Source organism: Streptomyces sp. SudanB25_2051, assembly GCF_964272635.1.
Lineage (GTDB): Bacteria > Actinomycetota > Actinomycetes > Streptomycetales > Streptomycetaceae > Streptomyces.
Genome location: NZ_OZ186787.1, coordinates 3,447,082 through 3,463,623, shown reverse-complemented (window position 1 = coordinate 3,463,623; position 16,542 = coordinate 3,447,082). Strand labels below are relative to the sequence as shown.

Genomic DNA, 16,542 nt, shown 5'->3' with positions numbered 1-16,542 from the left:
GGGCCCGCACGCGGCACCTGGGGTGCCGGGCGCGGGCCCGTCCGGGGTCCTACGGGGCGTCAGCCGTTGCGCTTCCAGCGCGGCTTGTCGTCGCGGCGGCCGAACGAGGACGAGGAGCCGGAGCCCCGGTGGTCGTCACGACGGTCGTCGCGGCGGCCGAACGGGCGGTCGTGGCCGCCGGCGCGGTGGCCGCCCGCCGGGCGGTCGTCGCGGCGGTCGCGGTTGAACGGGCGGTCCGGGCGGCGGAAGCCGCCGCGGTCGCCACCGCGGTCGTCACGGCGGTCGCGGTTGAACGAGGGGCGCTCGTCGCCGCGGTCGCGGTTGTTGTACGACGGGCGGTCGTCACGGCGGAAGCCGCCACGGTCACCGCCGCGGTCGTCACGGCGGTCGCGGTTGAACGACGGACGCTCGTCCCGGCGGTCCCGGTTGAACGCCGGACGGTCGTCGCGGCGGAACCCGCCACGCTCGCCACCGCGCTCGTCGCGGTCGCGGTTGTTGTACGACGGGCGGTCGTCACGGCGGAAGCCGCCACGGTCGCCACCGCGGTCGTCACGACGGTCGCGGTTGTTGTACGAGGGACGGTCGTCCCGGCGGTCGCGGTTGCCGTAGGACGGGCGGTCGTCGCGGCGGAAGCCGCCACGGTCGCCGCCGCGGTCGTCGCGGTCGCGGTTGTTGTACGAGGGGCGGTCGTCACGGCGCTCGTACGACGACGGGCGCTCCTCGCGCTGCGCCGGCACGGACACCGTCTCGTCGGCCTCGGCCACGACGGGGGCGGCAGCCGCCTCGGCGGCCTCGGCGACGGCCTTCTCCGGGTCCTCGCCCCGCTCGCGCGCCGCGCGCGCCACCAGGCGGTCGGCCTCCTCGCGCAGCTCGGCCGCGCGGCGCTGCATGCGCTCCAGCTGCTTCGCCAGGTCGGCGACCTCGCGCTCGGCCTGCTTGGCGGCGTTGTTCGCCGAGTCGGCCTGCACCTCGGTCAGCGACCGGGCGCCGGTGATCTCCGCGACCTCCGGGTCGAAGGCGCCGCCCTGGCCGATGATGTGGCGCGAGGCGTCGACGCCGGCGTCCTCCATGAGGCGGAAGATCTGGCGGCGCTGGTGCGGCAGCGCCAGGGAGACGACGACACCGGAGCGGCCGGCGCGCGCCGTACGGCCCGAGCGGTGCAGGTAGTCCTTGTGGTCGCCGGCCGGGTCCACGTTCAGGACCAGGTCGATGCCGTCCACGTGGATGCCCCGCGCGGCGACGTCGGTGGCGACGAGGACGTTGACGTACCCGTCCTTGAAGTCGGCGAGCGTCCGCGTACGGGCGCCCTGCGTCATGCCGCCGTGCAGCGCGTCGGCCTTCACACCGGCGTCGCGCAGCTGCTCGGCGACGCGGTCGGCGCCCAGCTGGGTGCGGACGAAGATGATCGTGCGGCCCTTGCGGGCGGCGATCGCGGCGGTGACCGGCGCCTTGTCCTTCGGCTTCACGACGAGGACGTGGTGGGTCATGGTCGTGACGTTGCCCTGGGCGCTGTCGACCTCGTGGTTGACCGGGTCGTTCAGGTAGCGCTTGACCAGGGTCGCGATCTCGTTCTCCATGGTGGCGGAGAACAGCATGCGCTGGCCGCCCGCCGGGACCTGGTCGAGCAGCTCGGTGACCTCGGGCAGGAAGCCCAGGTCGGACATCTGGTCGGCCTCGTCCAGTACGGCGACCTGGACCTGCTCCAGGGAGCAGGCGCCGCGGTTGATGATGTCGCGCAGACGGCCCGGCGTGGCGACGAGGACGTCGACGCCGCGCTCCAGGGCGTAGATCTGGTTGCCCATCGACGTGCCGCCGCAGACGACCTTCATCTTCAGGCCGAGCACGTCGCCGTACGGCTGGAGGGCGTCCGCGACCTGCATCGCGAGCTCGCGGGTCGGGGTGAGGATGACGCCGCGGGGCTTCTTCTTCTCGGTGCGGCCGGTCGCCAGGGTGGCGAGCAGCGGCAGACCGAAGGAGAGCGTCTTGCCGGAGCCGGTGCGGCCGCGGCCCAGGATGTCCTTGCCGGCCAGGGCGTCCGGGATGGTCGCGGCCTGGATCGGGAACGGGACGGTGACGCCGTTCTGGGCGAGCTTGCGGACGACGCCCTCGGGGAGGCCGAGGTCGGCGAAGGTGACGGTGTTCTCGTCGTCGCCCTCGTCGGCGGCGTCGGCGGCCGGGGCGGCCTCGGCGGCGGCGGTCTCCTCGATCGCCTGCTCCGCGGCGGCGACGGCGGCCTGCTCGTCGGTGGACTCGGTGATCTGGGTGATCTCGGCGTTCTCGTTCAGAACGGCGTCAGTGCTGGAAATGGACATGCGAAATGCGAAACCTTCCGGAGTCTCGGCACGCGCCCGTCAACTCCGTGTTTCGCTGCTTAGCAAATCGACCGCCTCGATGCGGTCAGCCACGGCAAGGGAGAGAACGCGCCACACGGCGCGCTTCGGTTCACGGCGCCGGGCAAATGGGATCAAACGATCTACCACCATACGCACCTTCCCCCACTCAGCGCAAGCCGCCCCGTGGCGGGCGGACGAGATCTACGTCACGCGCCCCCGGCTCCGGCCGGCCTCACGCGGGGGCGGCCTGGGGGGAGGCGGCGGGCTCCAGCCAGTCGGCCGGCGGGTAGGGGGCGCGCAGCGCCTCGGTGCGGGAGTCGGCGGACGGTGACTCGCTGGGCGGCTCCGTCGGCCCCGTCGCGGGCGGTTCGGTCGGCTGCGGCTGCCCCGTGGGCGTCGGCTCGGGCGGGTTCGCGGGCTCGGAGGGCGTCGGGGCCGGCCCGCCGCCCGTGCCCGCACCGCCGTCGTGGCCGCCCGCGCCCCCGCCCGTACCGCCGCCCTGTCCCGCCGTGCTGCCCGTGCCGCCCGCGCCCCCGGTGGCGCCGCCGTGCCCCGCACCGGGGCCGGCACCGGGCGCGGGCCCGCCGGAGTGGCCCGTACCGCCGCCGGGGTCGCCGCCCCGGCCGGGAGCGGGGGACGGGGACGCCGGGCCGGAGGGCGCCGGGGACGGCCGCGAACCGTCCGCGTGGCCGCCGTCCGCCGCGCCGCGCGGGCGGCCCGCGCCGCGCGGTTCGTGGCCGCCGCCGGTCGTGGCCACCCCCGCGTCACGCTCGGCCGCCGCCGCCCCGGAAGGGTCCACCGCCTCGGTCGGCAGGGGCCTGGCGCTGTCGTCGGACACGCTCATGCACCCGCTGACGGAACCTGCGGAGGCCACGACCGCCACCGCGGTGACGGCCCATCGGACGGGTGCGGGCAGCTGGCGCACGGGGGCACCTCCAGGCGGACGGGGTTTCCCTGACCAACTCCCCGCGCCCCGTGGGGGACACGCCCGGACGGCGTACCGGTCAGCCGTATCCCAGTTCGTGCAGCCGCGCGTCGTCGATGCCGAAGTGGTGGGCGATCTCGTGCACGACGGTGATCTCCGTCTCGGCGACGACGTCCTCGCGGGAGTCGCACATCCGCAGCGTCGGCCCCCGGTAGATGGTGATCCGGTCGGGCAGCACACCCGCGTACCACTCGCCCCGGTCGGTCAGCGGCGTCCCCTCGTACAGCCCGAGCAGGTCGGGGTCGTCGGCGGACGGCTCGTCCTCGACGAACACGGCGACGTTGTCCATCAGCCGGGTGAGTTCGGGCGGGATCCGGTCGAGCGCCTCGGCCACCAGTTCCTCGAACTCCTCGCGCGTCATCTCCAGCACTCGGCCATTGTCGTGGATGAGGGGCGCGTACGGGCGCGTACCGGCATAGCCGCGCGCCCCCGCGGGCATACGGCCCCAATGGCCCGAGCAGTCGCCCGTACGACGTACGTCCGCATCGCCCGAGCCCTGCGCCGCACGAGGGGCCGACCGGGGGGCGGTGCCCCGTCCGGCACCCCCCGCCGCCGCACCCGCCTCCCCGGCCGTACCGGCTCCTTCGCGCTCCCCGGAGGTCACGCCCCGGCCCCCCGCCGCCTGGTCCGGGCCCTGGGGCTGTTCGCCGTGGTGGTCGCCGGGGCGTGGCTCGGGCTGCTGGTGGTCGGCAGCGTGCGCGCGCCCGTGGGGCCGATGGACACGAGCATGACGCTGCGCCCGTCCCTGACCGGCGGCACGAAGATCAACGTCTCGCCGCTCGGCGCCCTGGAACTGGACTCCCACACCGCGCCGATCCGCCTCGACGTGGACGTCGACCAGCTGGACCCGGACCGCTCCCAGGCCCTGGTGCAGCACCCGGAACGGATCTCCGGACTCCAGGAGGAGATCGCCGCCGACGTGGAGGACGGCACCCGCGAGCTGGCCGTGCGCTCCCTCGTCGCCGTCGTCTCCGGCGCCACGGCGCTGGGCCTGGTCGTGTACCGCCGCCCGCGCCGCGCCCTCGCCGCAGGCGGGCTGGCGCTGGCGCTGCTCGCGGTCTCGGGCGTCTCGGCGTACGCGACCTGGAACCCGAAGTCCGTGCTGGAGCCGCGCTTCTCGGGGCTGCTGAGCAGCGCCCCTTCGGTGGTCGGCAGCGCGCGGTCGATCGTCACCGAATTCGACGTGTACCAGAAGGAACTGGCGCGGCTCGTCACCAATGTGACGAAGCTGTACGACGCCACGTCGACGCTCCCCACCTACCAGCCCGACCCCGCGACGATCCGCGTCCTGCACGTGTCGGACATCCATCTGAACCCGGCCGCGTGGCACATCGTGGCGTCGCTCGTGGAGCAGTACGAGATCGACCTGATCATCGACTCGGGCGACACGATGGACCACGGCAGCGCCGCCGAGAACGTCTTCCTGAACCCGATCCCGACCCTCGGCGCCCCCTACGTGTGGGTGCGCGGCAACCACGACTCGCCCGTCACGCAGAAGTACCTCGAGGGGCTGCGCAACGTCCACGTCCTGGACGGGGGGCGTGCCGTCACGGTCGCCGGAGTGCGGGTGGCCGGCATCGGGGACCCGCAGTTCACCCCGGACCGGTCGGTCGTGGCGGCCGGGGACGACGCCGAGCGGGCCGCGGGCCGGCAGCTGGCCGAGTCGCTGCGGGCGCAGGCCCGGGCGGGCACGCCCGTGGACATCGCGGTCGCCCACAACCCGGTCGCCGCCCACCAGACGGACGGGGCGGTGCCGCTCGTCCTGTCCGGCCACGTCCACCGGCGGGTCAACGAGGTGCTGCCGAACGGCACGCGGCTGAAGATCGAGGGCTCGACGGGTGGCGGGGGGCTGCGGGCGGTCGAGAAGGAGGAGCCGGAGAAGGTCCACGCCTCCGTGCTGTACCTGGACCGGGACTCGCGGCGGCTCCAGGCGTGGGACGAGATCACGCTGGGCGGTCTCGGCCTGACCACGGCGGAGGTGGCGCGCCGCGTCCCCGACGAGGTCCTGCCGGGCACCACCCCGGCCCCCACCGGCTCCCCCACCGGCCCCGTGTCCCCCGCGCCCCCCTCGGGCAGTCCCTCGGGTCCCGCCCCGTCCCCGCCCACGGCTCCCGCGCAGCCGCCCCGCACGTCCGCGCCGGCGCCCCGACCGTAGGGCCGCCGGGCACGGACGTGCGGCGGTCCCGCGGGCCGCCGGCAAGGCCCCCGTAAACCGTTTTGGCGAACCGTCCCCCCATCCCATATGCTTCTCACGTCCCCGACGCGCTGACGAAGCGCCCAGGCGGGCCTTTAGCCCTCATCGTCTAGTGGCCCAGGACGCCGCCCTTTCAAGGCGGTAGCACGGGTTCGAATCCCGTTGGGGGCACGCTTTACCTTGTGCGAGACTAGTGATCGCGCGAAGCTTGGTCCTGTGGAGCAGTTTGGAGTGCTCGCCACCCTGTCAAGGTGGAGGCCGCGGGTTCAAATCCCGTCAGGACCGCTGTGACTCGCAAGAGTCACGTGGCTGGGTAGCTCAGTTGGTACGAGCGTCCGCCTGAAAAGCGGAAGGTCGCCGGTTCGACCCCGGCCCCAGCCACCAGCCGAAAGGCCCCGTCTCCGGACGGGGCCTTTCGCGTGTGCGCCCACCGGTACGCCGGCGGTCCCCGAAGGCGCCGCGCGGACCCGCGTCCGCCGCGCCTTTCACCCGGTTGCAGGGCACCGGGCGGGCGCCGATAGTGGAGGTGCGGCCCCTGCCGCGGCGGGCCGAGCCCCCCCCCTTCCGGGCCGTACGGCCGTCGAGCCGGCCGCCTGGCCGCCGGGCCGATCTCCCGCTCCCGTCCCGCGCTCGCCGCGCCGCCTTCGGGCGCGCCGCCTTCGGGCGCGCCCGCCCGACCGGTGCTTCCGGCCTCTCCCCCGGGTCACTCCGATCAAGAGAGAAGCACTCCCATGCGCAAGAACACCCGGTCGCGCCGTGTCGTGACCGCATCGACCGCCCTACTCGCCGGCGGTGTCCTGCTGCTGCCCTCGCCCGCGTCCGCCCGTGCGGTCGCCGCCGACAGCGCCGCGCCGCAGATCTCGGGGGGCAGCTTCCAGATAAGGAACCTGCAGACCGGCAAGTGCGCGACCCTCGCGGGCGGCCGCTCCGTCGAGAACAACGTCGAACTGCTGCAGTTCTCCTGCGACACCGACCCGTCGCGGCGCTGGCGCGTCACCAACTGGGACGGCAGCTCCTACCAGCTCGTCAACGTCCAGACCCGCAAGTGCGCCACCGTCGCGGGCGGCCGGTCCACGGACAACAACGTCGGGCTCGTCCAGTTCACCTGCGACACCGACCCCTCACGCCGCTGGCGCGTCACCAACTGGAACGGCAACTCGTACCAGCTCGTCAACGTGCAGACGGGCAAGTGCGCCACCGTCGCCGGTGGCCGGTCCACGGACAACAACGTCGGGCTCGTCCAGTTCAGCTGCGACACCGACCCCTCACGCCGATGGACGCTCCGCCTGGCCGGTACACCCGCCGGCTGACGCGGCACGGAGGTGGCCCCCCGACCCCCGGTGCTCACCCGTTCGGCGCAATGCCGTGCCGGTTGCCGTGTGGCCGGGGCACGGGGCTCCGGCGGGCCCGGGGCGCGGTCCCGCCGGGCGGTGCCCGAGTTGCAGGGCGTCGCGGGGTCACCGGCAATGGACCCAGGGTCCGGCCCATCACACGCGCCCTCACTCGCGCTGTCTCGGAGGCCGGGCCCCCAGCTAGGGAGGAATCCAGCATGGCCCAGAACGAGAAGGCGTTCCCCGTGGAAGGACTCCAGGGCGCGACGGCCTACGACTCGAACGGCGAGAAGATCGGCACGATCGGCCAGGTGTACGTCGACGACCGGCTCGGCACCCCGGAGTGGGTCACCGTCAAGACCGGCCTGTTCGGCACCAAGGAGACCTTCGTGCCCCTCGCCGGCGCCCGCCGGCAGGGCAGCGACCTCCATGTGCCGTACACCAAGGACATGGTGAAGGACGCCCCTCGCCTCGACGCCGACGAACACCTCGACTCCTCCGAGGAGCAGCGGCTCTACCGCCACTACCAGCTCACCCCCGGCGGCGCGGCCACCGGCACCCAGGGCCGGACGGGCACGGCAGCCGGCGGCGTCGCGGCGGGCGGCATGGCCGGCGCGGAGGGCACCCGCGGCCGCCACGCCCGCGAGCACCGCGAGCCCGCCACCGCCATGCGCGGCCGCGAGGACGAGGGCATGACCCGTTCGGAGGAGCAGCTCCAGGTCGGCATGGAGCAGTACGAGTCCGGGCGCGCCCGGCTGCGCAAGTACGTCGTCACGGAGGACGTGACCACCAGCGTGCCGGTGACCCACGAGGAGGTCCGCGTGGTGCGCGAGCCCATCCGCCCCGGTGAGCGCGAGACCCGCATCGAGGAGGCCGAGCAGGAGGTCACCCTGCACGCCGAGCGGCCGACGGTGAGCAAGAAGAACGTCCCGGTCGAGCGCGTCCGCCTGGAGACCGAGAAGGTCACCGAACAGCAGGACGTCACCGGCCAGGTCCGCAAGGAGAAGATCGAGTACGACGACGGCCGGACCGAGCGCGGGCGCGGCCCCAAGCAGGGACCGAACCGCTGACCGGCGAAGGAGGAGCCATGCGACGCACCACTGCCGGCGCCCTTCTGGCCGCCGCACTGCTCGCGGGCCCCGCGACGGCGACCGCCGCGGCCCAGCCGCTGCCCGCGGCCCAGACCGCCGCCGTCACGGCGGCACCGGCGCAGGGAGCCGCGCTCGCCGCGGACAGCGCCCGCGACGATGACGACGGCGGAGGCGGCTGGGGCCTGTGGGGTCTGCTCGGACTGCTGGGCCTGCTGGGGCTGATCCCCCGCAAGTCCAAGGGCGGCGGCACCACCCACCGCGGTACCCCCGGCACCGGAAGCGGCGCCCACCCGACGGACCGCATCTGACGGACCACGTCCGACGGACCGCGTCCGACGAAGCGCATCCGACGGGACCCGTTCCCCCCGGCCCGGCCACCCGCCGCGCCGTGTCAGTACGTACGGCCCGACCGCTCGCCGGCCGGGCCGTACGTCGTGCGCGCCGGGGCCGCTAGCATCGGGCCCCATGGGGGAGTTCGCGCGTCGGGGACCGGTCGTCGTCCCGTGCAAGTGGTGCAACAAGCCGGTGGTGCAGAACCGCCGCTGGTTCGCGAAGCAGTACTGCGGCCGCTGGCACAAGTGGAAGCACCGCGTCACGGAGATCGTCGGCGATGTCCTCGGCGGCGGCGCCTGACCCTCGGCTCAGGCGCGTCCGCGCCAGCCCCGCACGCCCAGGACCACGGCGGCGACCGCGACCACGGCCAGCAGCAGCATCCAGTCGGGCACCGCGCCGCCCACCCGCGACGCCCACCGCTCCACCTCGAACGAGGCGTCCACGGGCAGCGGGGAGGGCAGGGCGCTCGTACCGTCGAAGGCCAGGAACAGCACGCCGAGCAGGACGAAGAAGCCACCCGACAGCAACGACGTCGTGTGCAGTTCCCACCCCCCGGGCCGGCCCGGCCCGTCCGAGGGGCGCCGTCGGCCCAGCCGCACCACCCGTCCGCGCAGCCATGCGCGGCGCCCCAGGTCGTACCGCTCCCACAGCAGCGCCAGGACGAACAGCGGCACCGCCATGCCCAGCGCGTACACCGCCAGCAGCAGCCCGCCGTACACGGCGCTGCCGCCCAGCGCGGCCACCGTCAGCACGCCGCCCAGGATCGGGCCCGCACAGAACCCGGCCAGCCCGTACACCAGGCCCAGCGCGTACACGGACACCGCCGTCGTGGGGCGGATGCGCCCGCTCGCCTCGGCCAGCCGGCGCGGGGCGAAGCCGAGACCCAGCACCTGCGCCGCGCCCAGCGCGATGATCAGCCAGCCGCCCGCCGTGACGAGCAGGTCCCGGTTGCCGTAGAAGAAGCGCCCCGCCAGCGAACCGGCCGCGCCCAGCGGCACCAGCGTCGTCGCCAGGCCCGCGTAGAAGATGCCGGTACGGGCGAGGAGCCGGGCCGCGGAGTCGATCGAGTACGCGAAGAACGCCGGCAGCAGCAGCGCGCTGCACGGACTGACCAGCGCCAGCAGGCCGCCCAGGAACGCGGCCAGATAGCCGACCTGGGTCACCGGCCGGCCTTCGCCTTCGCCGCCGCCTCGTCGATCGCGGCCGTGAACGTCTCCAGCGGCTGGGCGCCCGAGAGGGGCCGCCCGTTGACGAGGAACGACGGCGTGGACGCCACGCCCAGCGCGAAGCCCTCGTCCTGGTCGCGCTTCACCGCCTGGCGGGCCGCCGCGCCGTCCAGGTCGCGGGCGAACCGGGCGATGTCCTTCACGCCCGCCTCGCGCGCGAGGACGGTCAGCTGGTCCTTGCCGAAGCCTTTCTCCTTGGCGTCCTCGGCGTACGCGGCCCGGTGGAACTCCCAGAACCGGCCCTGCTGCCCCGCCGCCCACGCGGCCCGGGCGACCCGCTCCGACTCCTCGCCGAAGATCGGGAAGTTCCGCCACTCGATGCGCAGCACGCCCGCCTCGACGTACTTCTCCATCAGCGCGGGCTCCGTGTCGCGGGCGAACTTGCCGCAGTACCCGCACTGGAAGTCGGCGTACTCGATCAGGACGACCGGGGCGTCGGCGCGGCCCGCCGCGAGGGCGTCCTTCGCGTCGCGGCGCGCCAGCTTCTCCGCCTCGGCGTAGAGGCCCTCCTGGCCGCCCGGCGCGGCGGCGGCCGGGTCGGACGGGGCGGCGGAGGCGGGCGCGGACGCCGACGCGGCGGGGGCGGCCTCGGTGGCGTCCCGCTCGGCGGGCTTGGTGGCCGTGTACGAGCCGAACGCCAGCAGCCCGGCGGCGACCGCGACGCCGGCGCCGATCAGGTACGGCTTCACGGAGGAGGTGGAGGACGGAGAGGGCTTGGTGGACACGCGTGTGCTCCTGCGGTGTGGTGGTGGAAGAGGGGTGCGGGGTCGCGGCGGTGTGGCGTGAGGCCGCCACGGCGGCGCCGCTACACGCGCAGGATCGACAGGTCCATCGGGGACGGCGGTGCGAGCGGTGGCGGGGCCCGCCCGGGGCCGGTGGCCCCGGGCTCCCGGGGCGTCCAGCCGGCGCAGCCGGAGGCGCCGCGCGCGTCGTGCGGGGCCGGGAGGAGGTCGCCGGCCGTCAGACCACGCGGCGGCGCCGCGGGGGCGAGCCCCCCGTCGTCGGCGCGGGAGTCGCCGCGGCAGCCGGGCGGACGCCCCTCGCGGGCCGGCGCGGCGACCGGGTGCGGACGGCTCGCGGCGGCCTCGGTGATCCGCGCGGGACGGTCGGCGGCGCGCGCACCGCCGAAGGCGTACGCGGCCCCGGAGACCCACCCGGCATCGGAGACCCGCCCGGTATCGGAGGCGTGCGCGGCATCGGAGCCTCGCCCGGCATCGGAGGCGTGCGCGGCCGGCGTACGGTCGCCGTGGCCCCGCTCCCCGTACGTCGGTGTCCCGGCCGCACCGGGGCACACGCAGAGCACCAGTACCACCAGCACCAGGGCCCACGCGCCCCGCCGGGCATCGGTACGGGGCATCGGGCGGGTGCCTTCCTGGTCGGGGCCGGGTGATCAGCTGATCGGCTCGCCCGAAATGGTACGGCGAAATGGGTTCGCCACTCCCGAGCCGCGGGTGAGATCCTGGGACACGGTATGTCTACTTCCTTCGCCGACCTCCAGACCCTGCTGACCGAGGTCTCGCTGCGCGACGCCCACCGGCTCGGCCGCCGTCTCGAAGGCGCCCGCCGCATCCGTAAGCCCGAGGCCAGGCAGGCCGTGCTGGACGAGATCGCCGCCGAGGCGGCGAAGGCGGCGGCCCGCACCGCCGAGCGGGCGTCCCGCGTGCCCGAGGTCACCTACCCCGAGCAGCTGCCCGTCAGCCAGAAGAAGGACGAGATCCTGGAGGCGATACGCGACCACCAGGTCGTGATCGTCGCCGGTGAGACGGGCTCCGGCAAGACCACGCAGATCCCCAAGATCTGCCTGGAGCTGGGCCGGGGCGTGCGCGGCATGATCGGCCACACGCAGCCCCGCCGGATCGCGGCCCGCACGGTCGCGGAGCGGGTCGCCGACGAGCTGGGCACCCCGCTCGGCGAGGCGGTCGGCTGGAAGGTGCGGTTCACCGACCAGGTCGGCTCCGACACGTTCGTGAAGCTGATGACGGACGGCATCCTCCTCGCGGAGATCCAGACCGACCGCGAGCTGCGCGCCTACGACACGATCATCATCGACGAGGCGCACGAGCGCAGCCTCAACATCGACTTCCTGCTCGGCTACCTCGCGCAGCTGCTGCCGAAGCGCCCGGACCTCAAGGTCGTGATCACCTCCGCGACCATCGACCCGGAGCGGTTCTCGCGGCACTTCGGGGACGCGCCGATCGTGGAGGTCAGCGGCCGGACGTACCCGGTGGAGGTGCGCTACAGGCCGCTGCTGGAGGAGGACTCCGAGGAGCCGGACCGCGACCAGATCACCGCGATCTGCGACGCCGTGGACGAGCTCCAGGCGGAGGGCCCCGGCGACATCCTGGTCTTCCTCTCCGGCGAGCGGGAGATCCGCGACACGGCGGACGCGCTGCTGAAGAAGAAGCTGCGGAACACCGAGGTCCTGCCGCTGTACGCCCGCCTGTCGCACGCCGAGCAGCACCGGGTGTTCCAGCAGCACTCCGGCCGCCGCATCGTCCTCGCGACCAACGTGGCCGAGACGTCCCTGACGGTTCCCGGCATCAAGTACGTCATCGACCCCGGCACGGCCCGGATCTCCCGCTACAGCCACCGCACGAAGGTGCAGCGGCTGCCGATCGAACCGGTCAGCCAGGCCAGCGCCAACCAGCGCAAGGGCCGCTGCGGCCGCACCAGCGACGGCATCTGCGTCCGCCTGTACTCCGAGGACGACTTCCTCGCCCGCCCGGAGTTCACCGACGCGGAGATCCTCCGGACGAACCTCGCCTCCGTCATCCTCCAGATGACCGCGGCCGGGCTCGGCGACATCGAGAAGTTCCCCTTCATCGACCCGCCGGACCACCGCAACATCCGCGACGGCGTGCAGCTCCTCCAGGAGCTCGGCGCGCTCGACCCGGCGCAGAAGGACCCGAAGAAGCGCCTCACCCCGCTCGGCCGGAAGCTCGCCCAGCTGCCCGTCGACCCCCGCCTGGCGCGCATGGTGCTGGAGGCCGACAGGAACGGCTGCGTCCGCGAGGTCATGGTCATCGCGGCGGCCCTGTCCATCCAGGACCCGCGCGAGCGGCCCGCGGAGAAGCAGGCGCAGGCCGACCAGATGCACGCCCGGTTCAAGGACGAGACGTCCGACTTCCTCGCCTTCCTCAATCTGTGGCGGTACATCCGCGAGCAGCAGAAGGCCCTGTCGTCGTCGGCGTTCCGCCGCATGTGCAAGTCGGAGTACCTGAACTACCTGCGCATCCGCGAGTGGCAGGACATCTACAGCCAGCTGCGCACGGTCGCCAAGCAGATGGGCCTCCACCTCAACGAGGACGACGCCGGCGACCAGCAGGTCCATGTCTCGCTCCTCGCCGGACTCCTGTCCCACGTGGGGATGAAGGACGTCAAGACCACCGGGGGCGAGACCGGGAAGGGCTCGGCGAAGAACGAGTACCTGGGCGCGCGGAACGCCAAGTTCGCGATCTTCCCCGGCTCGGCGCTGTTCAGGAAGCCGCCGCGGTTCGTGATGTCGGCCGAGCTGGTGGAGACGTCCCGGCTCTGGGCGCGGGTCAACGCGAAGATCGAGCCCGAGTGGATCGAACCGCTCGCCGGGCACCTGCTGAAGCGCACGTACTCCGAGCCGCACTGGGAGAAGGACCAGGCGGCCGTCATGGCGTACGAGAAGGTGACGCTGTACGGCGTGCCGATCGTCGCCCAGCGCAAGGTGCACTACGGGCGCATCGACCCCGAGGTGTCCCGCGAGCTGTTCATCCGGCACGCCCTGGTGGAGGGCGACTGGCGCACCCACCACAAGTTCTTCGCCGACAACCGGAAGCTGCTCACCGAGGTCGAGGAGCTGGAGCACCGGGCGCGGCGCCGCGACATCCTCGTGGACGACGAGACGCTGTTCGACTTCTACGACCAGCGGGTCCCCGAGCACGTCGTGTCGGGCGCGCACTTCGACTCGTGGTGGAAGCACAAGCGGCGCGACGAGCCGGAACTGCTCGACTTCGAGCGGGAGATGCTCATCAACGAGAAGGCGGGCGCGGTCACCAAGGCCGACTACCCCGACTCGTGGCGGCAGGGCCCGCTGAAGTTCCGGGTGACGTACCAGTTCGAGCCGGGCGCCGACGCGGACGGCGTCACCGTCCACATCCCGCTCCAGGTGCTGAACCAGGTCACCGACGAGGGCTTCGACTGGCAGATCCCCGGCCTGCGCGAGGAGGTCGTGACGGAGCTGATCCGCTCCCTGCCGAAGCCGATCCGCCGCAACTACGTACCGGCGCCGAACTTCGCCAAGCGCTTCCTGGAGACGGCGGCGCCGAGCGCGGAGCCGCTGGCGTCCGTCCTGGCGCGGGAACTGAAGCGCATGGTCGGCGTCCCGGTGAGCGCGGACGACTTCGACTGGGCAGGTCCCCGACCATCTGAAGATCACGTTCCGGATCGTGGACGAGCGGCGGCGGAAGCTCGCCGAGGACAAGGACCTGGAGGCGCTGAAGCTGAGGCTTCGCCCGAAGGCCCGTCAGGCCCTGTCGAAGGCCGCCGCGGCGGCCACGGCGGGCCCCTCGGGGCAGGGCCAGTCGCTGGAGCGCACGGGCCTGAAGGACTGGACGATCGGCACGCTGACGCGCGTCTTCGAGACCCGCAGGGCGGGCCAGCCCGTGAAGGCGTATCCGGCGCTGGTCGACCAGGGCGAGAGCGTCGCCGTGCGCCTCTTCGACACGGAGGCCGAGCAGGCCCGCGCGATGTGGCGGGGCACCCGGAAGCTGATCATGCTGAACATCCCGGTGAACCCGGCGAAGTTCGCCTCCGACCGGCTGACGAACCAGCAGAAGCTGGCGTTGTCCCGCAATCCGCACGGATCGGTGCAGGCCCTGTTCGAGGACTGCGCGACGGCGGCGGCCGACCAGCTGATCGCCGACCACGGCGGCCCGGCGTGGGACGAGGAGTCGTACCGGAAGCTGTACGACGACGTCCGCGCCGACCTGGTCGAGCTGACCGTGCGGACGGTGGACCGGGTGCAGCAGATCCTGGCCGCCTGGCAGGCCTGCGAGCGCCGGCTGAAGGCCACGAACAGCCTGGCGCTGGCCGCCAACGTCCAGGACGTGCGGGAGCAGCTGGCGGCCCTCGTGCCGCCCGGCTTCGTCACCGCGACGGGCCTGCGGCGGCTGCCGGACCTGATGCGGTACCTGGTGGCGGTGGACCGCCGGCTCCAGCAGATGCCGACGTCCGTGCAGCGGGACACGACCCGCATGGAGAAGGTCCACGAGATGCAGGACGAGTACGCGTGGCTGCTGGAGCAGTTCCCGAAGGGCCGCCCGGTGCCGCAGGAGGTCCTGGACATCCGGTGGATGATCGAGGAGCTGCGGGTCAGCTACTTCGCGCACGCGCTGGGCACGGCGTACCCGGTCTCCGACAAGCGGATCGTGAAGGCGATCGACGCGGCGGCGCCGTGATCACGCGGTCGCCGTGGGTGAGTTCGACCGCACGGTCTGAGCTGCTGTAGAGTCTTACTCGCAGCCACGGAGCAAGCGGCTGCGAAACCTGGTCCTGTGGAGCAGTTTGGAGTGCTCGCCACCCTGTCAAGGTGGAGGCCGCGGGTTCAAATCCCGTCAGGACCGCAGTAATCGAGGCCCGCACCGGTTGGTGCGGGCCTCGCTCGTTGTGCGTGGATCAGTCCCACCACTCATGGCCGGCGTGCCAGTGCCGCACCCACTCCTCGAAGCCCCACGCGACGTCGCCGGGCGCCGGGGCCGCGCCGACGTCGCCGGCCATCCACACCTCGCCGCGGCGCGGCCCGGCGGTCACCAGAAGCCAGTACGTCGCCCCGTCCTCGGAGCCGAGCACCACGGAGCCGTCGTTGTACGCGGCGTCGGTCCGCGGATCGCCGTCCGGGTCGACGGTCTCGTCGTCCTCCCAGTTCCACGCGGCGTCCAGCGGGAACGGTGCGCCGGGCCTGCGCGGCCCGAGATCGGGCCAGCCGTCGGGCAGCACGCCGAGCGGCTGCAACCCGCCGTCTCCCGCGGGGCCGAGAGCGGAGCCGTTGCTGATCTCGGCGACGAAGGTCCGGTACGGCTCCGGGAGCCTCACGCCGTTCTCCTCCTCCCACGCCGCGACGGCCGCCTCCCCGAGCGGGGACTCGCGCCACTCCTCGGGGAAGGCGGTGCGCAGGAAGTGGAGGGTGGTGTCAGAGGGGTACGTGTCAGGTGCACTCACGTCGGCATGCTGCCACGCGCCGGGACCGCCGGCGCCTGCCGCCCCAACTCCCCCGGGGAGCGGACGGGAAGGCGCACGGGGGGCCGCCGCGGGCGGGGGAAGCACACGCACCACAGGGTCGGCAGCCGCAAGGGCGACGGGGTGATCCGAAGACGCGTGGGGTGCCGGCTCGGGCAAGAGCGGCCGGAAGGCGCGGGGGCCTCCGTACCGGCCCGCGGACGGGGCCGGCGGCGCCCAGCGGGGCTCGGCTCGCGAGGGGCCGCCAGAGCCGCACGGAGGGACCGTTTCTGACGGGGCGTCGGCGGCCGGGGTCGCGGGGCAGGGGCCGGACGGCCTGGTGAAGCGGGGCACGATACCCCAGAAAGCGCCGCGTCCGTGTGACGCGAGTCACGGAACTCACTGGAGAAACCGCTTCACTTATCCCATCCCTACACCCGCCCCATTTAATACGTGCAATTGCACCGCCATACCGCCATCCGCAAACCCCACCCCCCTGGGCATAAAAAAAGACCGCGCCGGACCCGGCGGAGTCCAGCGCGATCGGAGACGTCAGCCCGTTGGGGCGGGATGCCGTCAGTGGTGCTCGGGGTGGGCGGTCCGGGTTGGGGGGCCCGGAAATGCCCGGTCTACAGGGGTGTTCAGGCCTCGCTACGCTGCTGCGGGATACCCGCGAGCAGCGCACGGACCTCTGCCTCGCGGTACCGGCGGTGTCCACCCAGGGTGCGAATGGACGTGAGCTTGCCGGCCTTCGCCCAGCGGGTCACCGTCTTCGGGTCCACGCGGAACATCGTGGCAACCTCAGCGGGGGTCAGCAGCGGCTCAGCATCAGGGGTGCGAGCGGTCATGAGCGGCCTCCTCGG

13 protein-coding genes, 4 tRNA genes and 1 pseudogene are annotated in these 16,542 nt (G+C 73.5%); 10 read left to right on the top strand and 8 right to left on the bottom strand.

The window, feature by feature from the left end; translation table 11 throughout:
* Nucleotides 1-59: 59 nt before the first annotated feature.
* From ACSUPT_RS15475 to ACSUPT_RS15465, 3 genes are all read right to left on the bottom strand, one after another.
* Nucleotides 60-2,312, bottom strand: coding sequence for a DEAD/DEAH box helicase (locus ACSUPT_RS15475; RefSeq protein ID WP_404146327.1), 2,253 nt, complete (start codon nucleotides 2,310-2,312; stop codon nucleotides 60-62).
* A 253-nt stretch (nucleotides 2,313-2,565) separates the two neighbouring features.
* On the bottom strand, nucleotides 2,566-3,177 hold the full coding sequence (locus tag ACSUPT_RS15470) for a hypothetical protein (RefSeq protein ID WP_436944664.1): 612 nt from the start codon (nucleotides 3,175-3,177) through the stop codon (nucleotides 2,566-2,568).
* A 160-nt stretch (nucleotides 3,178-3,337) separates the two neighbouring features.
* Nucleotides 3,338-3,688 carry a metallopeptidase family protein gene (locus tag ACSUPT_RS15465; protein WP_228983271.1) on the bottom strand — a complete coding sequence of 117 codons (351 nt, stop codon included), beginning with the start codon at nucleotides 3,686-3,688 and terminating at the stop codon, nucleotides 3,338-3,340.
* Nucleotides 3,689-3,766: 78 nt separating this feature from the next.
* Here ACSUPT_RS15465 and ACSUPT_RS15460 point away from each other — a divergent pair, with 78 nt between their 5' ends.
* From ACSUPT_RS15460 to ACSUPT_RS15425, 8 genes are all read left to right on the top strand, one after another.
* A complete protein-coding gene (locus ACSUPT_RS15460; RefSeq protein WP_436944662.1) occupies nucleotides 3,767-5,473 on the top strand; it encodes a metallophosphoesterase family protein in 1,707 nt (568 codons plus the stop codon).
* A 137-nt stretch (nucleotides 5,474-5,610) separates the two neighbouring features.
* Nucleotides 5,611-5,683 (top strand) — tRNA-Glu (locus ACSUPT_RS15455).
* Nucleotides 5,684-5,722: 39 nt separating this feature from the next.
* Nucleotides 5,723-5,797: transfer RNA gene (locus ACSUPT_RS15450), tRNA-Asp, on the top strand.
* Nucleotides 5,798-5,819: 22 nt separating this feature from the next.
* Nucleotides 5,820-5,896, top strand: a tRNA-Phe gene (locus tag ACSUPT_RS15445).
* A gap of 347 nt (nucleotides 5,897-6,243) precedes the next feature.
* Nucleotides 6,244-6,822, top strand: a complete 579-nt coding sequence (locus ACSUPT_RS15440; protein WP_351966936.1) for an RICIN domain-containing protein — start codon at nucleotides 6,244-6,246, stop codon at nucleotides 6,820-6,822.
* A 239-nt stretch (nucleotides 6,823-7,061) separates the two neighbouring features.
* Nucleotides 7,062-7,913 carry a PRC and DUF2382 domain-containing protein gene (locus ACSUPT_RS15435; RefSeq protein WP_436944660.1) on the top strand — a complete coding sequence of 284 codons (852 nt, stop codon included), beginning with the start codon at nucleotides 7,062-7,064 and terminating at the stop codon, nucleotides 7,911-7,913.
* A 17-nt stretch (nucleotides 7,914-7,930) separates the two neighbouring features.
* A complete protein-coding gene (locus tag ACSUPT_RS15430; protein ID WP_436944658.1) occupies nucleotides 7,931-8,242 on the top strand; it encodes a WGxxGxxG family protein in 312 nt (103 codons plus the stop codon).
* Nucleotides 8,243-8,399: 157 nt separating this feature from the next.
* On the top strand, nucleotides 8,400-8,567 hold the full coding sequence (locus tag ACSUPT_RS15425) for a hypothetical protein (protein ID WP_351966939.1): 168 nt from the start codon (nucleotides 8,400-8,402) through the stop codon (nucleotides 8,565-8,567).
* Between the two features lie 8 nt (nucleotides 8,568-8,575).
* Here the strand turns inward: ACSUPT_RS15425 and ACSUPT_RS15420 are convergent, their stop codons facing one another.
* The 3 genes from ACSUPT_RS15420 to ACSUPT_RS15410 form a co-directional block, all read right to left on the bottom strand.
* The gene (locus tag ACSUPT_RS15420) at nucleotides 8,576-9,430 is read right to left on the bottom strand and encodes a cytochrome c biogenesis CcdA family protein (protein ID WP_436944656.1); all 855 of its coding nucleotides are present in this window, start codon (nucleotides 9,428-9,430) and stop codon (nucleotides 8,576-8,578) included.
* Nucleotides 9,427-10,218, bottom strand: coding sequence for a DsbA family protein (locus tag ACSUPT_RS15415; protein ID WP_436944654.1), 792 nt, complete (start codon nucleotides 10,216-10,218; stop codon nucleotides 9,427-9,429). The genes ACSUPT_RS15420 and ACSUPT_RS15415 overlap by 4 nt, the downstream gene beginning before the upstream one ends.
* A gap of 80 nt (nucleotides 10,219-10,298) precedes the next feature.
* Complete coding sequence (locus ACSUPT_RS15410; protein ID WP_436944653.1) at nucleotides 10,299-10,850, bottom strand: hypothetical protein; 552 nt, start codon at nucleotides 10,848-10,850, stop codon at nucleotides 10,299-10,301.
* A gap of 114 nt (nucleotides 10,851-10,964) precedes the next feature.
* On the opposite strand from ACSUPT_RS15410, the pseudogene hrpA reads away from it, so the two are divergent.
* A pseudogene (gene hrpA, locus ACSUPT_RS15405) lies at nucleotides 10,965-14,922 on the top strand (ATP-dependent RNA helicase HrpA).
* Between the two features lie 90 nt (nucleotides 14,923-15,012).
* A tRNA-Asp gene (locus ACSUPT_RS15400) sits at nucleotides 15,013-15,087 on the top strand.
* A 52-nt stretch (nucleotides 15,088-15,139) separates the two neighbouring features.
* Here ACSUPT_RS15400 and ACSUPT_RS15395 read toward each other — a convergent pair.
* Nucleotides 15,140-15,682 carry an SMI1/KNR4 family protein gene (locus ACSUPT_RS15395; protein WP_399218572.1) on the bottom strand — a complete coding sequence of 181 codons (543 nt, stop codon included), beginning with the start codon at nucleotides 15,680-15,682 and terminating at the stop codon, nucleotides 15,140-15,142.
* 638 nt (nucleotides 15,683-16,320) lie between these two features.
* Nucleotides 16,321-16,527, bottom strand: coding sequence for a developmental transcriptional regulator BldC (gene bldC, locus ACSUPT_RS15390; RefSeq protein WP_003949541.1), 207 nt, complete (start codon nucleotides 16,525-16,527; stop codon nucleotides 16,321-16,323).
* Between the last annotated feature and the right edge of the window lie 15 nt (nucleotides 16,528-16,542).